Origin of the sequence: Rhodococcus erythropolis NBRC 15567, assembly GCF_001552595.1 — a bacterium.
In the GTDB taxonomy this organism is placed as follows: Bacteria; Actinomycetota; Actinomycetes; order Mycobacteriales; family Mycobacteriaceae; genus Rhodococcus_F; species Rhodococcus_F erythropolis.
In genome coordinates this window covers 54,007-69,343 of record NZ_BCRM01000026.1, presented here as the reverse complement: position 1 = coordinate 69,343, position 15,337 = coordinate 54,007, and the positions used below count along the sequence as shown (strand labels likewise).

Annotated in this window: 14 protein-coding genes; 6 read left to right on the top strand and 8 right to left on the bottom strand. The window is 63.2% G+C overall.

Annotated elements, in window-relative coordinates; translation table 11 throughout:
- Positions 1-21: 21 nt before the first annotated feature.
- The gene (locus tag RE4_RS25510; protein WP_019747993.1) at positions 22-291 is read right to left on the bottom strand and encodes a DUF2631 domain-containing protein; all 270 of its coding nucleotides are present in this window, start codon (positions 289-291) and stop codon (positions 22-24) included.
- 120 nt (positions 292-411) lie between these two features.
- Here RE4_RS25510 and dxr point away from each other — a divergent pair, with 120 nt between their 5' ends.
- The 5 genes from dxr (at position 412) to RE4_RS25485 (ending at position 6,871) form a co-directional block, all read left to right on the top strand.
- Positions 412-1,569, top strand: coding sequence for a 1-deoxy-D-xylulose-5-phosphate reductoisomerase (gene dxr / locus RE4_RS25505; protein ID WP_060939589.1), 1,158 nt, complete (start codon positions 412-414; stop codon positions 1,567-1,569).
- A gap of 7 nt (positions 1,570-1,576) precedes the next feature.
- Positions 1,577-2,794: a M50 family metallopeptidase gene (locus RE4_RS25500; RefSeq protein WP_020907377.1), complete on the top strand. Its 1,218-nt coding sequence runs from the start codon at positions 1,577-1,579 to the stop codon at positions 2,792-2,794.
- Between the two features lie 87 nt (positions 2,795-2,881).
- On the top strand, positions 2,882-4,039 hold the full coding sequence (ispG, locus tag RE4_RS25495; protein WP_007734888.1) for a flavodoxin-dependent (E)-4-hydroxy-3-methylbut-2-enyl-diphosphate synthase: 1,158 nt from the start codon (positions 2,882-2,884) through the stop codon (positions 4,037-4,039).
- Between the two features lie 111 nt (positions 4,040-4,150).
- A complete protein-coding gene (locus tag RE4_RS25490; RefSeq protein ID WP_003942692.1) occupies positions 4,151-4,987 on the top strand; it encodes a GNAT family N-acetyltransferase in 837 nt (278 codons plus the stop codon).
- A gap of 69 nt (positions 4,988-5,056) precedes the next feature.
- A complete protein-coding gene (locus tag RE4_RS25485) occupies positions 5,057-6,871 on the top strand; it encodes a penicillin-binding transpeptidase domain-containing protein (protein ID WP_020907378.1) in 1,815 nt (604 codons plus the stop codon).
- Positions 6,872-6,875: 4 nt separating this feature from the next.
- Here the strand turns inward: RE4_RS25485 and RE4_RS25480 are convergent, their stop codons facing one another.
- A complete protein-coding gene (locus tag RE4_RS25480; protein ID WP_060939588.1) occupies positions 6,876-7,685 on the bottom strand; it encodes a LuxR C-terminal-related transcriptional regulator in 810 nt (269 codons plus the stop codon).
- 178 nt (positions 7,686-7,863) lie between these two features.
- Between RE4_RS25480 and RE4_RS25475 the strand changes: the two genes are divergently transcribed.
- The gene (locus RE4_RS25475; protein WP_060939587.1) at positions 7,864-9,486 is read left to right on the top strand and encodes an AMP-binding protein; all 1,623 of its coding nucleotides are present in this window, start codon (positions 7,864-7,866) and stop codon (positions 9,484-9,486) included.
- A 57-nt stretch (positions 9,487-9,543) separates the two neighbouring features.
- Here the strand turns inward: RE4_RS25475 and RE4_RS25470 are convergent, their stop codons facing one another.
- Genes RE4_RS25470 through RE4_RS25445 form a run of 6 tightly spaced genes read right to left on the bottom strand, consistent with a single transcriptional unit; the run spans position 9,544 to position 15,286 of the window.
- Entirely contained in the window at positions 9,544-10,329 is a 786-nt protein-coding gene (locus RE4_RS25470) for an ABC transporter permease (protein ID WP_029255145.1), read from the bottom strand.
- Complete coding sequence (locus tag RE4_RS25465; RefSeq protein ID WP_019748000.1) at positions 10,304-11,206, bottom strand: 2-aminoethylphosphonate ABC transporter permease subunit; 903 nt, start codon at positions 11,204-11,206, stop codon at positions 10,304-10,306. The genes RE4_RS25470 and RE4_RS25465 overlap by 26 nt, the downstream gene beginning before the upstream one ends.
- The gene (locus RE4_RS25460) at positions 11,203-12,378 is read right to left on the bottom strand and encodes an ABC transporter ATP-binding protein (RefSeq protein ID WP_060939586.1); all 1,176 of its coding nucleotides are present in this window, start codon (positions 12,376-12,378) and stop codon (positions 11,203-11,205) included. The genes RE4_RS25465 and RE4_RS25460 overlap by 4 nt, the downstream gene beginning before the upstream one ends.
- Before the next feature lie 2 nt (positions 12,379-12,380).
- A complete protein-coding gene (locus RE4_RS25455; protein ID WP_020969356.1) occupies positions 12,381-13,430 on the bottom strand; it encodes a 2-aminoethylphosphonate ABC transporter substrate-binding protein in 1,050 nt (349 codons plus the stop codon).
- A gap of 25 nt (positions 13,431-13,455) precedes the next feature.
- On the bottom strand, positions 13,456-14,133 hold the full coding sequence (locus RE4_RS25450) for a phosphonatase-like hydrolase (RefSeq protein ID WP_020907384.1): 678 nt from the start codon (positions 14,131-14,133) through the stop codon (positions 13,456-13,458).
- Positions 14,134-14,158: 25 nt separating this feature from the next.
- Complete coding sequence (locus tag RE4_RS25445) at positions 14,159-15,286, bottom strand: TIGR03364 family FAD-dependent oxidoreductase (protein WP_060939585.1); 1,128 nt, start codon at positions 15,284-15,286, stop codon at positions 14,159-14,161.
- Positions 15,287-15,337: the final 51 nt, after the last annotated feature.

Below are 15,337 nucleotides of genomic sequence, written 5' to 3'. Positions count from 1 at the left end.
GGCCTTCGCTTTGTCAGGTCTCTAGCGCGGGCGGCGACGGATGACGATGTCGCGGACCAGAACGAAGATCATCAATCCGGCGGTGCCGATGAGCCACAGATCCTCGACCTTGCCGTGATGGTTTCCGATCATCATCAGAAGCAGGAATATCGCGAAGAACCATCCGAGGAAACGGAAAAACTTGAGTCCTTCACCACTCCACCCCCATGCGGCAGAGGGGACCTCGGCCTCATCGACGTGCGAGACCACGACGGGGGCGCTGGACTTGACGTCCAACTGGGTATCGGCCACGGTCGATCCTCCTGCTCATTCGGTTGCACTACTGCCCAATATGGTGACATACGACTGCCTGTCGTACGTAGTTGGGCGTCGATAAGGTTGTTCTCAGGTGTTATCAGGAACAATGGGCGAGTGCAGGAAACCACACGTACCCGCGTCCTCCTCCTCGGCAGTACCGGTTCGATCGGTACCCAAGCGCTGGAGGTCATCGCAGCCAACCCCGATCGTTTCGAAGTAGTCGGTCTCGCAGCGGGCGGCAACAACGTCGAGTTGTTGGGCGAACAGATTCGTGCAACCGGCGTCACGGACGTCGCCGTCGCCGATCCTGCAGCGGCATCGGCGCTGGAATCGGTAACCGCCCGTTCGGGACCGAGCGCCGTGACGGAACTGGTTCGGGACAGCGGTGCCGATGTTGTCCTCAATGCACTCGTCGGTTCGTTGGGACTCGAACCGACTCTGGCGGCGCTGAACTCGGGAGCGCGCCTGGCGCTGGCGAACAAGGAATCGCTTGTCGCCGGCGGAGCGCTGGTGACCAAAGCCGCCGCACCCGGTCAGATCGTGCCGGTCGACTCGGAGCATTCGGCGCTTGCCCAGTGTCTACGTGGTGGAACAGGCGACGAAGTGGCTCGGTTGGTTCTCACCGCTTCGGGTGGACCGTTCCGTGGCTGGAGCGCCGAGGATCTCGAAAGTGTGAATCCAGCTCAGGCAAAAGCGCACCCCACCTGGTCGATGGGGCCCATGAACACACTCAATTCGGCAACTCTGGTCAACAAGGGCCTCGAGCTGATCGAGACGAACCTGCTGTTCGGGATCGACTACGACCGCATCGACGTCACCGTGCACCCGCAGTCGATCGTGCATTCCATGGTCACCTTCTTCGACGGGTCGACGCTGGCGCAGGCAAGCCCGCCGGACATGAAGCTCCCGATCGCTCTCGCTCTAGGCTGGCCGGACCGCATCGAAGGTGCTGCGTCGGCATGCGACTTCACCACCGCCTCCACCTGGGAATTCGAGCCGCTCGATTCGTCGGTGTTCCCCGCCGTCGATCTGGCGCGAAGCGCGGGCAAATCCGGCGGTTGCTTCACCGCGATCTACAACGCGGCCAACGAAGTGGCGGCTCAGGCATTCCTCGACGGTGTCATTTCCTTCCCGGCGATCGTCCGCACGGTGGCCGCTGTTCTCGACGATGCAGGTCAATGGTCCGCGGAACCGGCTACCGTGGACGACGTTCTGGCCGCGGACGGCTGGGCACGCACACGAGCGCGTCAGCTCGTGAAGCAGGAGGGCTAGAGCTTTCATGGTTTTTGCACTGGGCGTAGTGCTGTTTGCCCTCGGCATCGGCGTGTCCATCGCCCTGCACGAAGCCGGCCACATGTGGACGGCCAAGGCTTTGGGAATGAAGGTTCGCCGCTACTACATCGGCTTCGGACCGAAGATCTTCTCGTTCCGTCGAGGTGAGACCGAGTACGGCCTCAAGGCGCTGCCGCTCGGTGGATTCTGCGACATCGCCGGTATGACGGCTCTCGACGAGATGACGCCCGAAGAAGAGCCGCATGCGATGTACAAGAAGGCGGCGTGGAAGCGTGTCGTCGTCATGTCCGGCGGTATCGCGATGAACTTCATTCTCGGGTTCCTCCTGATTTACGCATTGCTCCTCGGTTGGGGTCGAACTAGTTCGGAGCCGGCACCGCCTGTTGTCAAGGGCGTGACGTGTGTTGCTCCGACGCAACTCGGTCAGGATCAGGGGTGGAAACTCGCGGATTGCACCGGTACCGGCCCGGCGGAGGCAGCCGGAATTGCTGCCGGCGATCGGATCGTCGCGGTGGACGGTCAACCGACGGACACTTTCGCCAAGGTTTCCGCGGCGATCCGCGACAAGTCCGGGACAGTCACGCTCACAGTCGAGCGCGGCGACGAGACTGTTCAAGTTCCGGTCGACGTATCGCCGGTGGAGCGTTACGTAGCCAAAGAGGGCAGCACAACGCCGGAACTGGCAAAGGTAGGCGCTGTCGGAATCGAGGGTGTCAGCAATCTGATCGAGTACAACGCGCTCTCTGCTGTTCCGGCAGCCTTCGACTACACCGGACAGATCATGGTCGACTCGGTGAAGGCGTTGGCTGACATTCCGTCGAAGGTGGGGGCTCTGTGGGAGTCGATCACGGGCGGCGAGCGGGCGCTGGACACACCTATCAGCGTGGTCGGCGCCAGCGTGATCGGTGGCGAGGCCGCTGATCGAGCCGAGTGGCCGATGTTCGTCGGACTGCTCGCGTCGATCAACTTCTTCCTCGGCGTGTTCAACATCCTGCCGCTGTTGCCGCTCGACGGCGGTCACATCGCGGTGGTCTTCTACGAGAAGATCCGCGATTGGTTCCGCGCTCGCCGCGGCTTGATTCCCGGCGGCCCGGTCGACTACACGAGACTCCTTCCGATTACTTACGTATTCATCGTGATCGGTGGCGCGTTCATGTTGCTGACACTCACGGCTGACATCGTCAATCCGATCAAGATCTTCTGACCGTGTGAGCATGGCGACGGTTGCCGCGCGGTAGTGCGGCGATCGCCCGGCTAAACTTGCAGTGAAGCTATGAAAGAAGGCACAGACGTGACCATCCCTATCGGACTGGGAATGCCCTCGGCACCCGCAGCGATTCTTGCTCCTCGACGCAAGACACGGCAGCTGCAGGTCGGCACGGTAGGTGTGGGCAGCGATTTCCCCATCTCGGTGCAGTCCATGTGCACCACGAAGACGCACGATGTCAATGCAACGCTCCAGCAGATCGCGGAACTGACCGCGTCCGGTTGCGACATCGTCCGTGTCGCCTGCCCACGTCAGGAAGACGCGGACGCGTTGTCGATCATTGCGAAGAAGAGCCAGATCCCGGTTATCGCCGACATCCACTTCCAGCCGCGCTACATCTTCGCGGCAATCGATGCGGGATGCGCTGCGGTGCGCGTCAATCCGGGCAACATCAAGGAATTCGACGGCCGTGTCAAAGAGGTAGCCAAGGCTGCCGGTGATGCAGGCATTCCGATCCGTATCGGTGTCAACGCGGGATCGCTCGATCCTCGGTTGATGGAGAAGTACGGCAAGGCGACGCCCGAAGCGTTGGTCGAGTCCGCGCTGTGGGAGGCCGGGTTGTTCGAAGAGCACGGCTTCGGTGACATCAAGATCTCCGTCAAGCACAACGATCCGGTGATCATGGTCGAGGCTTACCGCCAACTCGCCGCCAAATGCGATTACCCGTTGCACCTCGGCGTCACGGAGGCAGGGCCGGCGTTTCAGGGCACGATCAAGTCCGCGGTCGCCTTCGGTGCGCTGCTCGCGGAGGGTATCGGCGACACGATCCGGGTTTCGCTCTCGGCCCCGCCGGCCGAGGAAATCAAGGTCGGTAACCAGATTCTGCAGTCTCTGAACCTGCGTCCCCGCAAGCTCGAGATCGTCTCTTGCCCCTCGTGTGGCCGTGCACAGGTCGATGTCTACACACTTGCCGACGAGGTCTCTGCCGGCCTCGAAGGGATGGAGATCCCGCTGCGCGTGGCAGTCATGGGTTGCGTCGTGAACGGACCGGGTGAAGCACGTGAGGCTGACCTCGGTGTGGCGTCCGGCAACGGCAAGGGCCAGATCTTCGTCAAGGGCAAGGTCATCAAGACGGTGCCCGAGGCGCAGATCGTCGAGACTTTGATCGAAGAAGCGATGAAAATTGCCGAAAGCATGGAGGGTGATGCTTCGGAGGGTGCGCCGGTCGTCACCGTGAGTTGAGTGATTGCCGGATGAATCTTCCCCGTCGGTGTCAGGTTCGTGGCAATCTGAGTGCATCATGATCGGGTAGTGATATTCGTGGACGCGCAGTCGAGTCGAGGGGGTTGACGGATGCTCAAACTCCTCGGAGCCAAGCAGGTCGGAAGTCGAGATCTCGAAGACGTCCGACGGGTACTCGACGCCGATCCGGTGGCCGCCTGCATGATTGCCGCGCGCGTCGAAGAATGCGGCGTCGACCCACGAATGATTCACGGCGAGCTGTGGAGTCGAGGCGGGCCGTTGTCCTCGCTGTGCTTTGCCGGGGCAAATCTGGTTCCACTTCGAGGCGATCCGGATGACATTCGGGCATTCGCTGACCGCGCCTGTCGGATTCCGCGCATGTGCTCGTCGGTGGTCGGCCGCGCCGAATTGGCGTTGCCGCTGTGGGAGATGCTCGAGCTCGATTGGGGAACTGCGCGGGAGGTTCGCCCCGAACAGCCGTTGCTCGCGGTATCCGAGCCGCTGGCATGCCCGTCGGATCCACTGGTCCGGCAGGTTCGCTCGGACGAACTCGAGATCTATCTGCCTGCCGCGATCGCGATGTTCATCGAAGAGGTTGGCGTCGATCCGCGTGCAAACGACGGTGGGCGCGGATATCGACATCGTGTGGCAAGCCTGATCGCCGCTGGTCGAGCGTGGGCGCATATCGAGGACGGCCAGGTCGTCTTCAAGGCGGAGGTCGGTTCGATGTCTGCTCGCTGTGGTCAGATTCAGGGCGTGTGGGTCAACCCGGAATTTCGTGGGCAGGGCTTCGGCGTGACCGGTACAGCGGCTGTAGCGGAGTCGATCATGGCGACCGGTCGCATTGCGAGCCTGTACGTCAACAGCTTCAATACGATTGCGCGGTCGACCTATTCGCGGGTGGGGTTCCGGCAGGTCGCGACCTTCTCGACGGTGCTGCTCGACTGAGCGTCCAAGCTGCGTGCAATGGTCGCGCCTACGCTGGGTGGAGCATTTGTCGCCCTACTATGGGGCTCGATGAACACTCGGCATTTCTCTCGTAGTCGCTCGGCCCAACTGTTGGCCTCCTGCACCGTGATCTTTTTGGCGGTGGGGATCAGTTCGTGTACTCCGAAACCCGCCGGCCCCGAGCCCGTCGCGCAGCAGTTCCTGAGTGCGTTCGGTGACAGGGACATCGACGAGGCAGCAAAAATGACGGACCGGCCTGATTCCGCGGGTCCTGTATTGAGTGACACCTGGGATGCGCTTCAGGCGGAGTCGATGACTGCCGAGACCACGTCGGTGAAGATGAACGGTGACACTGCGACGGTCGGCTACACCTACGAGTGGCACCTGCCGAAAGACCGCGTCTGGACGTACGACGGCGAGCTGCAGATGGGACGCAAGGACGGCGACTGGTCCGTCCGTTGGAGTTCGACGGACGTTCATCCGCGCCTCGGTGACAAGCAGACGATGTCGTTGCGGGCAACCGCGGCGCCGCGAGCGCGGGTCAACGAGCATTCGGGGACCGACGTCCTGGTGCCGGGAATCGTCTACCGAGTGAAGTTCGATCGCTCCAAGAGCAACGACATCATAGGTTCCGCGAACAGTCTCGCAAGTGTTCTCGGGCGGTTCGATGCGTCGCTGACCGGTCAGTCGATCGCCGAATCCTCGACGGCCGTCAAGGGTGACTATCTGGTGACGCGGCTGCGCAGTGATGACTACGACCAAGTTTCGGCGCAGTTGGGTGCGATATCGGGAGTATCGGTATCGGACGAATCGGATCTCGTGTCGACCGACCCGGAGTTCGCGCCTGACCTTCTCGGGCAGATCAAGAAGACGATCATCGACGAGGTCGACGGCAAAGCCGGCTGGAGTGTCGTCACGGTCAACCAGAACGGCGTCGACACCGACGTGTTGACCGAGACTGCGCCACAACCGGTTCCGTCGTTCAGTATCAGTCTGGACCGCAACATCCAGATCGCTGCTCAGCGCGCGGTGAACGTGAACAAGGATCAGGCGATGATGGTGGTGATCGAACCGTCGAGTGGCGCGATCCTGGCCGTCGCGCAGAACAAGGCAGCTGACCGCGACGGGCCGGTCGCGACGATGGGTCAGTACCCGCCTGGTTCGACCTTCAAGATCATCACGGCAGGTGCGGCAATTTCGACCGGTCAGGCGACCCCCGACACGATGGTGCCATGCCCGGGCCGAATCGAGATCGGCGAGCGCAGCGTGCCCAACTACAACGAGTTCGCACTCGGCACGGTGCCGATGGCAACGGCCTTCGCGCGTTCGTGCAACACGTCCTTCGCCAAGTTGGCCAGCGAGATGCAGGCAGACACGTTGACCACTGCCGCAGCGCAGTTCGGCATCGGCCAGGACTACAACGTGGTGGGATTGCCGATCGATTCCGGTTCGGTGCCGCCGGCGTCGGACCTGGTCCAGCGGACGGAAGACGGGTTCGGTCAGGGCAAGGTCGTGGTCAGTCCGTTCGGAATGGCGATGGCAGCTGCGACGGTCGCGAACGGTTCGACTCCGGTGCCGCAACTTATTTCGGGGCGCGAAACCACCATCGACGGTGAGCGCCCGGCGATCACGCCGGCCATGGTCGACGGTCTGCGCGGCATGATGCGACTCGTGGTCACGAGCGGTACTGCAGAACGCGTCGAAGATCAGGGTGAGGTGTACGGCAAGACCGGTGAAGCCGAGGTCGACGGGGGATCGCATGCGTGGTTCGTCGGCTATCGCGGCAACCTGGCCTTCGCCACTCTGGTTGTGCGGGGCGGAAGTTCGGACAACGCCGTCGCAGTCACCCGCGACATGCTCACCGCTCTGCCGGAGGGCTACTGACCCGTCAGGGGAGCAGTCCCAACCTGCGGGCGGTCACCACGGCTTCGTGGCGTGAGCTCGCGTCCAGCTTTCCCATCGCGCTTCGCAGATAGCTCTTGACTGTTTCAGGTCGAAGGGAAAGCCTTTGGCCGGCTTCGATGTTGGTGCAGCCGAGTGCGACTTGCGAGAGAACATCCACTTCACGTGGGGTGAGTGCGACGGCGGATTCGGCGTCGGCGGTAGGCCGCAGCAGGTTGGCCAAACGCTGGGAAAGTCCGCGGAGTTTGGTCTGCAAGTCGGTGTCGGTCACGGTCTGGGCGACACTGCGTAGTTCGGCGTGGACTCCGCGGATCTCTTCCGAAGACATACCGTCGGCGGTGGTCGCGGCGGCGGCCTGAAGTAGTTGCAGGCGACGATCGACCTCGTCGCGGATGGCGAACTCCATCCCGAGGCGCCGGGATGCGCTGACCATGACGTCTGCTGTGCGATCGCCGAGGGGAGCGGAATCACGGATCGCGGCGTAGAGGACAGCGCGCGATTTGCCGGACACCATGACCGGAACGGCGATGATCGAATGCAGGCCCTCGCTCAGAACAGGCCGGTCGAAGTGATGAGTGATGGACTGCGAATTGCCGTAATCGTTGACGGTGATCGGTGAACCCTGGGCGACGACGCGTCCGCCCATGCCCGAGCGCGGCGGGATGGCCAAGCCCTTGAGATTGTTGGTGCGGGTGCCGACGAATTCGCTCAGGTGCAGGGTTCCGTCCTGGACCTCGCCTCCGAACAGCACGGGAACAACGCCCTGAGCTGCAATTGTTCGGAGTTCACCTCGCATAGCGTCCCCGTCGCGGGGACGCAGAAGTGACGAAGCATGTCGATTCACGCAGGTACCCCTTTCTGGGGGTAGTGAAGTTCTCTTGTGAGCTAGATCATAGGGGGTGAACAGTACGTATGACGAGCCGCCAACGTAACCGGTCGGGCCAACCATACGACGATCGATAAGGAGCAAGTTGATGAGCACCGATCCCACCGCACGGGTGCGCGAGCTGCTGGACCAGTACGACACCCCGCATGCCAGCGCCGCAGAATTGCTCTGCGATCGGCATCCCGCGGATGGCGTTGCATTCACCGTCGTCGAGGCAGACCTTAGCTCGGTGGACCTCACTTACGGTCATCTACGTGAGCAGTCCGCGCGTTTCGCGGCAGCTCTGGCCGGCCTCGGAGTCGAGCCGGGTGACAACGTCGCGACCTTGATGGGCAAGTCTGCGGACCTCGTGGTCGCGCTCCTCGGAATCTGGCGCCGGGGCGCGGTCCACGTGCCCTTGTTCACGGCGTTCGCTTCGCCGGCCATCGCTTTCCGCTTGACGGCCAGTGGCGCGAAGGTGGTCGTTTCCGACGCCAATCAGCTCGACAAGCTCGCGCCGGGCGAGGACATCCCCGCCGACGCAGCGTGGCAGGTCATCGTCGCGGGCGGCGCGGCCGGCGACGAGTTGGACTTCGACGCACTTGTCGCAGCTCAGGATGCCGAAGACCCGAAGGGCGCTGCTCAGGCAGTCGGCGGCAACGCACCGATGGTGCAGTTGTTCACCAGTGGCACCACGGGGACACCCAAGGGCGTGCCGGTTCCGGTGCGCGCGCTCGCGTCGTTCCACGCCTACCAGGAGTTCGGCCTCGACGTCCGCGGCGACGACGTGTTCTGGAACGCCGCAGACCCGGGCTGGGCGTACGGGCTGTACTACGCGTTGCTCGGTCCGCTTGCCGCCGGCACGCGAAGCATTCTGCTGCACGCCGGATTCTCCGCGCCGCTGACGTGGCAGATCATCGAGAAGTTCGGTGTCACCAATTTTGCCGCTGCTCCGACCGTGTACCGCAGTCTGCGTGCCGACAAGGCACCCGTTCCGGAAGGCATCTCGCTTCGCCGCGCGTCCTCGGCCGGTGAGCCCTTGACTCCGGATGTTGTTGCGTGGTCGAAGAACTCGTTGGGCGTCGAGGTTCGTGATCACTACGGCCAGACCGAGCACGGCATGTTCATCGTCAACGCCTGGGCCGACGGACTCCGCGAGGACGTCCGTCCAGGATCCATGGGTCGTCCGTTGCCGGGCTGGTCTGCCGCTGTGCTGGAGGACAATTCGGATGACATCGCACCGGCTCGCACTCAGGGACGCGTGGCGATCGATACTCACAACAGCCCGTTGATGTGGTTCACCGGATACGTCGATGCGCCGGAGAAGACGAAGCAGCGATTCAGCGAAGACGGTCGCTGGTACATCACCGGTGACGCCGGAATGACGGACGAGGACGGATTCTTCTTCTTCTCCTCGCGCGACGACGACGTCATCATCATGGCGGGCTACCGCATCGGTCCCTTCGACGTCGAGAGCGTGCTGGTCATGCACGAGCACGTCATCGAGGCGGCAGTGGTGGGCATGCCCGACGAGTTGCGCGGTGAGGTCCTCGAAGCGTTCGTCGTACTTCGCGAAGGTGTCGACGGTGACGACGAACTCGAGAAGGAACTGCAAACCCTGGTGAAGAAGAAGTTTGCAGCGCACGCGTACCCACGCACAGTGCACTTTGTTCCGAACCTTCCCAAGACCCCGAGCGGCAAGGTTCAGCGGTACATCTTGAGGAAGGGCTAAACCCCTTGCTGTGCGCCTTTATTAACCGCGGGCGGTTAATAAAGGCGCACAGCAAGGTCAGCGCCGACGGATTCTGCCGACCACCATGAGGGCGATCAGGGTAACTGCGAGCAGCAGTGTCGTATTTGCTGCGGCAAGAAATACCTGGCCGCGGTCGGTGAGTCCGAAGATGCTGACCGGCAAGGTCTTCCATGTCGCCGGGTAGACCATGACCGTTGCGCCCAGCTCACCCATCGACAGTGCGATGGAAAGCCCGGCGGCCGCACCCAACGCTGGGAGCAGCAGCGGTAGCGTCACCCGGGTCAGCACCCGCACTGGGCCGGCGCCGAGTGATTCGGCAGCTTGACGGTAGGCGGGATCGAGCCGTTCGAGCGCGGCCGATACGGAACTGAAGGCAAAGGCAAGCACCAAAACCGTGTGAGCGAGAATCACGATCCATTTGGTGCCGCCGAGCAGCAGTGGGCGCTCGTTGAAAGTGATCAACAGACCCAAGCCGATCGCGACCGACGGAACTGCAATCGGTAAATGGAATACGGCATCGGTGATGCGCCGCAGCCACATCGGTGCCTCACGAGAGGCCAGCGCGGCCCACGTTCCGACGATCAATGCCAATGCCCCCGCGATGAATGCAGTCTGCAAACTGACGATCAGGCTGGCGAAGTTCTCGTCGGACAGCGCCGTGGAGAAGTTCTTGCCGCCGAGATTCGACGGAAGTGGACCGGTCCACGATCCGGCCAAGGCAGCCGCGACGACGGTGGCGATGGGCGCGACAAAAACCACCGCGACGACGAGGGTGAAGAATCCGAGTACGAGAGCCCTAGAGCTTCGTGTCCACAGCAGCACGGCTGCCTCCCATCAATCTGTTGAAGGTGAATCGGTAGAGGCAGTACAGGCCGAGTGAGAGTGCGACCTGGACCGTCGCGATCACTGCCGCGCCGGGCAAGTCGAAGGTGACAATGCCGCGGGTGTAGATGAGGACCGGAAGAGTTACGACGTCTTTTGCTCCGGTGAAGAGCACGATGCCGAATTCATTCAGTGTCATCAGAAGTACGAGTGATCCACCGGCCAGGAGGGCTGGCCACGCTTCCGGCATCACCACCTGCCGCAGAACTCGGACGGGTGACGCGCCGAGACTGGCTGCAACGTCGAGCTGTTCACGCGGAATCTGGGTGAACGCGGCCAACAGCGGACGCACGACAAAGGGCGTGAAGAAGGTGATTTCGGCCGCGATGACTCCGAACGGAGTGTTCAGGAAGTTCAGCGGGCCGCTCGCGTCGCCGGTGATGCTGATGATCAAGGCGTTGACGGCGCCGGCCGTGCCGTACAGAAACGTGAACGCCAGCGTGATCAGGAATGACGGCAGGGCGAGCACGGTGTCGATCAATCGCCCCACCACCTTGGATCCGGCGAATGGAACGAAGGCAAGCACCAAGGCGAGGAAGGTTCCCAGGATCAGGCACCCCAGAGTCGACGCCACGGCGATCTGGATGGTCCGCCAGAGTGCGGTCCTGAACAGTTCCGAACCGAGCACGGAGGACCACGTGGACAACCCGGTGCCGCTTCCGGTGCTCAGCGATTCCGTGAGGACACGCGCAGTGGGGTAGACAGCAAACACGAGGACTAGAAGCAGTGGCGGTAGCGTCCACCCGATCCGGCGCCACGGGATCGGGTCTTTGTGCTGGGGCACAGCGGTTTCGGGGCGTTCCAAGGTTGTCGTCATGGGTGGCGATCCGCCGGAACCAGGACACTGCCGTCCGTGGGCAAGACGACGCCCACTTCGGTGTCGACCGGTCGTTCGTCGTGCTCTGGAACATCCACGTCGACGCGGACGTCGTCGAGGCCACGGACAGCCAGCGTCAGACGCGTCGTGGAACCGCGCCAGACGCTCGAGACGATGCGCGCCGGGAATGATCCTCGTGCGCCGACGCCGGTTACGCCTACCGCGTGTGGACGAACACACAGGTAGGCGTCCATGTCGGACTCCCATTCGATGTGCCCGATCTCGGGCTGCGGGGCGTGAGCGGTGAACGGCGTGCCACCGATCGAGACCAGTGCGGAGGTGCCGATGACGCGTGTGACGGTGCAGGGCAACAGGTTGGCACCCCCGAGGAAGGCCGCGGTGAAGCTGGACGGCGGGCGTTTCCACAAGGCCTCGGCGGTGTCGATGTCCGCGAGTCTGGCGTTGCGCATCACTGCGATTCGGTCTGCGAGCGCCAGGGCTTCACTCTGATCGTGCGTCACATAGAGCATGGCTGTGTCAGGTAGTGCGGCGCGCAGTCTCGCCAGTTCGCCGAGCATGCTCTCGCGAAGTTGCGCATCCAGGGCGGCCAGTGGTTCGTCGAGGAGGAGTACTCCAGGGCGAATTGCCAAGGCTCGGGCGATTGCGATTCGCTGCTGTTGACCGCCGGAAAGCTCACGGGGAAGGCGCTTTCCGTACGCCGACATCCCGACCATGTCGAGGGCTTCGGCTACGCGAGGGCCGATCTCCGAGCGCGGCACGCGATGGGCTCGGAGTCCGAAGGCTACGTTCTCGGAAACTCGCATGTGCGGGAAAAGAGCGTACGACTGAACGACGACGCCGATACCGCGTTGTGCGGGAGGCAGATTGGTGACGTCTCGGGTGCCGAGCTTGACGGAACCGGACGTGGGGCGGACAAATCCCGCGAGGGCCTTCAGGGCGGTCGACTTGCCGGATCCACTGGGCCCCAGCAGTGCCACAGTTTCACCCGGTGCCACTCGCAGATTGAAATCGACGAGTGCATGGGTTGCGGTCTTCCCGCGGCCGTAGGCGACGTTGACGCGATCGAAGGTGATGGCCGGAGCGGAATGTTCGATCGCTCCGTGAACACCGACGGTCTCGGGGAGCGTCCGCCCCAGTCTGGTTCTTGCCATGATCAGCTCCCGGTGGCTTTCTGGTAAGCGGCGATGTCGGCGTCGAGCGAGCTGAGGACGTCGTTCCAGTTCGGGGTCCACACGTTGACGCCCTGCAGAACTCCCGAAGGCGTGTTCTTGTCGGTCGATTCACCGGCACTGCTTCGGACGTCCTCGCGGACCGATACGCCGAGTGCATCGGTGGCGACGGTCTTCTGGGATTCTTCGGAGAGCAGGAACTCCATCAACTTCTTGGCTTGTTCGCTGCTCGGTGCGCTCTTGGCGAGGCCCATCACGTAGGGCAGTGCAATGGTGGTGCGAGTGCCGTCGGCTCCCGCGGGGAAGAAGATGTCGAACTTCGAGCCGTCGTCGGCGATGGAGGCGAGGTTCATCTGGACGTCACCGTTGGCGACCAGGAGTTCCCCGTTGCTGACCTTGGGCTGGAGCTTTCCGGTGGAGGACGAGGGACCGACGTTGTTGGCCTGGAGCTTTCCGAGGTAGTCGAGTGCGCCTTCCTTGCCCATCAGATGCTGGAGCAGCAACAACACCGCGGTACCGTCGCCGGCCTGGCCGGGCGTGGAGTACTGCAACTTGCCCTTGAACTGATCAGTGAGCAGATCGTCCCAAGATTGTGGGGCGGGTGATGCAGTCGGATTGGCGATGAACGAGAGGTAATTCTCGACGACGGGTACGTATTTGCCGGCGTCGTCCTTCTCGTCCGCGGGAACGGCGGAGGTGTCGATTCCGCTGGGCTCGAGCAGACCTTGGGCGTCGGCCTTCTGGATGAACGGCGGCAGCGTGATGATCACGTCCGCCTGTGGGTTGGACTGTTCTTTCTCGACCCGCGAGACGACCTCGCCGGATCCGGCTTCCACGAGGTTGACGGCGATACCGGTCTGCGCGGTGAAGGCGTCGAATCTTCCCTTGTACCAACCGGACAGACCGTCGGCGCTGTAGACGGTGACGGTCTCGGTATCTGATCCGGCAGCAGTGCCGGTGCCACCGCAGGCAGTGGTGAACGAAAGGACGGACACGGCGAGAGCGGCCGCAGCGATGCTCGGGCGTAGACGCATGACGATTCCTTTTTCGGAGGTGAGATCAGGAGTGGGTGAGGAGTTCGGCGAACTCCGTCACGGACGGGACGATGTGGGTGGCTCCGGCGTCGCGAAGCTGTTGCTCGTCGTGTGCGCCGGTCAGAGTTCCGGCGACGATGGATGCGCCGGAACGAATGCCGCTGAGCACGTCGTTGGACGTGTCGCCGAGTACGGCGATCTGGTGGACGTCGTCGATCGAAAGTTTGAGCAGGGCAGTCAGAATCAGGTCCGGGTACGGTCGACCGCGACCGGCCTCGGCGGGGGAGAGGGTGAGATCGGCGAGGGTTTCCCAGCCGAGCGCGACGAGGAGTTTGTCCTGTGTCGATCGGCTGAATCCGGTGGTCAAGGCAACTTTGATGCCGGCCTCGCGCAGTGTGGTGATCGCCTTCTCCGCGCCAGGGATCGGCTCGGCCAGGCCCTGGTCGATGAGGGAATCGTAAGTGGTTTCGAAGGCGGCGTTCGCGGCCTGGGCACGGTCTTCGTCACCGAAGATCGCCCGGAACACGACGATCTTCGACTGGCCCATGGTGTCGAGGACGTACTGGCGAGCGGCGTCGGCTTCCGGGCCTTCGGCAGGCAGTCCGCCGGCTTCGGCAGCGGCGGCGAACGCGCGAAGAACCAGTCCGTCGTCGGCGACGGTGGTGCCGGCCATGTCGAGAACGGCAAGGGTGATGGGAGACATGAGAAGTCTTTCTTGTCGGAAGGATTCAGAGACCGAGCTGGTCGGCGGTTTGTTCCGCCAGTGCCGGGCCGAGCGTCATGCCGCGGCCACCGGGACCGGCAACCACCCAGACGTTGTCGGCGGCTTGTGCGCGGTGAACAAGTTGTGAGGGGTCGAGGCACTGGCTGTAGACGCCCGCCCATCGCTTGACGATGGGCGGAAGATCGCGCCCCAGAAGTGTTTCCACCACTCCGGACAGATGGCGATAGGGCGCCTCGTCGACGTCGAAGTCGAAGGGCTCCTCGTATTCGTGGGTGTCACCGATGGTCAGACCGCCGTGCAAGCGCTGCACGCACAGGAGTTGCATGCGGTGCTCCTCGGCAGTCGGTTCCTGTGGCTGCACCGTGCGAAGGTGATCGAGGGCAGATCCGGCGAAACCGGGGTAGTAGCGGAAGCTGTCACCGTCAGCGATTGCGGTGGTGAGCTTTTCGCCGAGTGGGGCGGTCTGCATCATCTGCAGGCGCACACGTCGCAACGGGAGATCGCCGGCGAGATCGCGGGCCAATCCGCCGAGTGTTGCTCCGGGGCAGACGATCACGAGATCGGCGTCGAAGTTGCGACCGTGATCGTCGCGGATGTGTACGCCGGGGGTGTTCGTCGTGAGCTCGCGGGCTTCCGTTCCGGCGTGGAAGGTGTAACGGCCGGTGGATTCGAGGTAAGAACGGATGGCGGGGAGCGCTTGCCGTGACTCGACAGCGGCGTCCAGGGTGCAGTGCAGTCCGCCGAGAAACTTGCCCCGGAGCGCGGGGTTGACGACGCGAACGGCGTCGGGATCGAGAAGTGCGAACCCTCGGTTGTCGGCGTCCGGCCGAGCGAATGCTTCCTGCGCGACCGCGACCTCCTCCTCGGTGCGCATGAGGGTGATGGAGCCGGCCGGGCGGTATCCGACGCCGGGGACACGGGCGGCAAGGTCCGCCCACAGCTCGCGCGAACGCAGCGCGGCTTCGAGTTCGTGCGGAGCACGCCCGGATACCCAGACCAATCCGAAGTTCCGTACCGTTGCACCGCGGGCTTCGGGCTCGCGTTCGAGATGGATGACGTCGTGTCCCCGGCGGATTGCCTCGTCGGCGTGCGCCGTTCCGAGGATTCCTCCGCCAACAATCAAAATTCGCATGTAGAGATAGTGACGTTTGGTCTAGACCAATAGGGGGAATCGAGACGAACT

Bases quoted from the DNA above. Each gene is read 5' to 3' on its own strand.
- RE4_RS25500 (WP_020907377.1), top strand. From the start codon at position 1,577: ATGGTTTTTGCACTGGGCGTAGTGCTGTTTGCCCTCGGCATCGGCGTG.
- RE4_RS25490 (WP_003942692.1), top strand. From the start codon at position 4,151: ATGCTCAAACTCCTCGGAGCCAAGCAGGTCGGAAGTCGAGATCTCGAA.
- RE4_RS25485 (WP_020907378.1), top strand. From the start codon at position 5,057: ATGAACACTCGGCATTTCTCTCGTAGTCGCTCGGCCCAACTGTTGGCC.
- RE4_RS25480 (WP_060939588.1), bottom strand. From the start codon at position 7,685: ATGCGAGGTGAACTCCGAACAATTGCAGCTCAGGGCGTTGTTCCCGTG.
- RE4_RS25475 (WP_060939587.1), top strand. From the start codon at position 7,864: ATGAGCACCGATCCCACCGCACGGGTGCGCGAGCTGCTGGACCAGTAC.
- RE4_RS25465 (WP_019748000.1), bottom strand. From the start codon at position 11,206: ATGACGACAACCTTGGAACGCCCCGAAACCGCTGTGCCCCAGCACAAA.
- RE4_RS25460 (WP_060939586.1), bottom strand. From the start codon at position 12,378: ATGGCAAGAACCAGACTGGGGCGGACGCTCCCCGAGACCGTCGGTGTT.
- RE4_RS25455 (WP_020969356.1), bottom strand. From the start codon at position 13,430: ATGCGTCTACGCCCGAGCATCGCTGCGGCCGCTCTCGCCGTGTCCGTC.
- RE4_RS25450 (WP_020907384.1), bottom strand. From the start codon at position 14,133: ATGTCTCCCATCACCCTTGCCGTTCTCGACATGGCCGGCACCACCGTC.
- RE4_RS25445 (WP_060939585.1), bottom strand. From the start codon at position 15,286: ATGCGAATTTTGATTGTTGGCGGAGGAATCCTCGGAACGGCGCACGCC.